Origin of the sequence: Citrobacter sp. Cpo030, assembly GCF_030333005.1 — a bacterium.
Taxonomy (GTDB): domain Bacteria; phylum Pseudomonadota; class Gammaproteobacteria; order Enterobacterales; family Enterobacteriaceae; genus Citrobacter; species Citrobacter portucalensis.
In genome coordinates, this window is sequence record NZ_JAOWGT010000061.1 from 1 (window position 1) to 3,301 (window position 3,301).

A 3,301-nucleotide genomic window follows, 5' to 3' on the forward strand; every position below is an offset into this window, starting at 1 on the left:
TTGATGGCTCATGATGTCCCTCTGGGATGCGCTCCGGATGAATATGATGATCTCATATCAGGAACTTGTTCGCACCTTCCTTAGGATTTTCGCCACTGAATAAATTATAATAAATTGATTTTATAAGATATTCGTCATGGGCTATATGACCAGTACGAGTTGCATGCTCTAATGTTTCAGATGCCAGTATATGTGCGGCTTCAGCAAACATCCCAGGCCAACCCTTACTCAGCATAGACAGTCCTTTAAGGACTCTTATCTGAATCTCCCTCATACTCGCACCATCACGTGCAACAGGTAAGAAAAAGTCTTCCAGTAGGTCTTTGATCTGAAGTGGCGCAACATGTACTGAAGGATATATCACTTCAGTTTCATCTATTTTATTCTGCGCGTAAGCGGAGAGTATTCGAACACCTCTGCCAATGACATCAATCGCAGTACCGGGATCGTTTACTGCGGGCGAAAGGGCCCTGCAGGCTATTTCGGCCATGACGCTGAGACAGAATCGGGGATCCTGAGCAAATGAACGCACATCCGAGACAATGATCGTTTCAAGTAAATCGGTACAGATTGATGACTCCTGACCAGAACTCAGGTACAAAACTGGCATCGATGGATGTATGAAACTGCCTGGCTGCGCCACAAGATATACATGACGAGGATCATTGCTCAGCAGACTGCCGAGCTTGACCATGTCAATATATTCAACATAGCCAATTTTCTCCGGATATACGGCAACAGTTCCTTTTGGTTGTTCATTGTTCTCAAGCCATGGATATCCGCCAAGACATGGACTTTTTGCTCTCGCAATAAATGTCTCGATCGCCGCCTGTTCTACTTTTGCTGTTGTCTCACCTACCCTGCCCAGAGAGGTCAAATGCTGTATCCAGCGAAGCAATGTGATGATTATTAAGGCAATGACAACCAGTGTTACAATGAATAAAATGACTCTACCCCTTTCTCCGTAGGCTCCCATATTGAGGGCAATAATCCCTACCAGGCTGAAGAGAAAAGAACCGATAAAAGTGGCCAGTACATTTTGTGTGGTTACGTCTTCTACAACTAAACGCGTGGCTCTGGGCGTCACATTAGTAGTGGCTGAACCGTAAGCGGTGACCATGATACTCAGTGAAAATGTGGTCACCGCCAGCATACTCGATGCCAGTATGTTCAGAATATTATCAACTGCTTCCGCACCAACCTTCACTGATACTGACTCTGGGATCATTGATCTAAAAAGAATAGATAAAAGGGCCGTTATTATTGCTACCATTGCAAATAACGTTGCCCTGAACCATAGTTTTTTAAGTGTCTGCCTGAGAATCCATTGCCAGCGTAAAATCATTCAGCATATCCTTGTATTAAGTTCGGGAAAATAAATGCCGCCCGGCAGGACGGCATTTTTGTATTAACGAACGAGGTGCAGGAAGTGCAGGTGTTTTTCGTACTGGTCCAGTATGTCATTAATCAGCTGTTCCTGATTCCAGCCCATCACATCATAGTTTTGACCGCCTTCTTTCAGATAGACCTCAGCGCGATAATATCGATGTTGCTCAACCTGCTGCTCGTCATTGTCCATTGCAGCCATGGCGAAAGCCGGTGAGTTATAGCCACGAAGTCTCACTTCATAAATAAAGTTCAGCTCATTGCCCAAATCGACTTCAAGCCGAATTCGTTCGTCATCAGTATCACTTATATGGCTTATCGTTCCCTGTTTATTCAGTTCTTCCTGAACCAGCGTCATGGCGGGCTGGATAACGTCGCCCATAAAGCGTTTCACAAGAGAGCGCTTTGGCAGATAAGCGATATTGCGCAAGCGTCTCTGCCATGGAATCGGGTTACGCGCTGCAGTCGGAGCAATAGTCGCCATGCTCAGGCTTTCACGCTTGGTCAAATCCCGACGCAGGGCTTTTAATAATCCGTATATGGATATCAGTAAAATCACTGAGAAAGGTAATGCGCTCGCTATTGTCACGGTTTGCAGCGCGCTCAGTCCCCCCGCAATCAGCAGTGCGATTGCCACAATCCCTATGAGCGAGGCCCAGAAAATTCGCTGCCATACAGGCGTGTTAGCGACGCCACCCGATGCCAGCGTATCAACAACCATTGCCCCGGAGTCAGCCGAGGTGACAAAGAAGACAATGACCATCGCCATTGCAATAAATGACAGCACGGAAGAAAACGGGAAATGCTCCAGGAAATTAAACAGGGCCAGCGCGACATCCTGCTGAACGGTATTGGCGAGATCAGCCGCCCCCTGGTGCATAATGAGATAGATTGCGCTGTTACCAAACACCGTCATCCACATGAGCGTGAAGCCGGCGGGAACAAACAGCACGCCGGTGACAAACTCGCGAATGGTTCGACCGCGCGAGACTCTTGCGATGAACATCCCCACAAACGGCGACCATGAAAGCCACCATCCCCAGTACAGTAATGTCCAGCCCCCCAGCCAGTTGCTCGACTTAGGCTCATACGCGTAAAGGTTGAACGTTTTACTCACCAGTTCCGAAAGATAACCGCCCGTATTTTCCACAAATGACTTCAGCAGAAGCACGGTTGGTCCCAGACACAGGACCAGCGCCAGGAGCAACAACGCCAGACCCAGATTGAGCTCAGACAGGATACGTATTCCCTTATCCAGGCCGGACACCACTGAAATCGTCGCTAACCCCGTGATGACCACGATCAGAATAACCTGCACCGTTTCATTGATGGGCACCCCGAAAAGATGGTTCAAACCGGCATTCACCTGCAAAACACCATAACCCAGCGAGGTCGCAACGCCAAAGACCGTGCCGATAACAGCGAAAATATCAACCGCATGACCTACAGGCCCGTATATGCGATCGCCGATAATGGGATAGAGTGCGGAGCGCAGGGTTAACGGCAGACCGTGACGGTAACTGAAGAACGCCAGAATCAGCGCCACAATGGCATAAATTGCCCATGCGTGCAGTCCCCAGTGGAAGAAGGTCAGACGCATTGCTTCCTTCGCTGCCGCAACGGTCTCCGGGGTGCCGACGGGAGGCGAAAGATAATGCATTACAGGTTCGGCAACGCCAAAGAACATCAGTCCGATCCCCATCCCTGCCGAAAAAAGCATCGCAAACCAGGAGTGGTAGCTGAAATCAGGCTGCGCATGGTCCGGGCCCAGCTTGATATCACCGTAGCGTGAGAGTCCCAGGAACGTGACACTCAGTAAAATCAGGGCCACAGCAAGGATGTAGAACCAGCTGGCATTCGTGAAGATTTGTTGCTGAAGTAGTTTAAAATTTTTGTCGGCGACATCCGGGAATAC

At 48.9% G+C, this 3,301-nt stretch carries 2 protein-coding genes; both read right to left on the reverse strand.

The window, feature by feature from the left end; translation table 11 throughout:
• Positions 1–52: 52 nt before the first annotated feature.
• Positions 53–1,345 carry a DUF2254 domain-containing protein gene (locus OGY37_RS11950; RefSeq protein WP_023304011.1) on the reverse strand — a complete coding sequence of 431 codons (1,293 nt, stop codon included), beginning with the start codon at positions 1,343–1,345 and terminating at the stop codon, positions 53–55.
• Positions 1,346–1,408: 63 nt separating this feature from the next.
• The coding region (locus tag OGY37_RS11955) for a BCCT family transporter (RefSeq protein WP_286620876.1) at positions 1,409–3,301 on the reverse strand (1,893 nt) is incomplete at its 5' end.

Bases quoted from the DNA above. Each gene is read 5' to 3' on its own strand.
- OGY37_RS11950 (WP_023304011.1), bottom strand. From the start codon at position 1,345: ATGATTTTACGCTGGCAATGGATTCTCAGGCAGACACTTAAAAAACTA.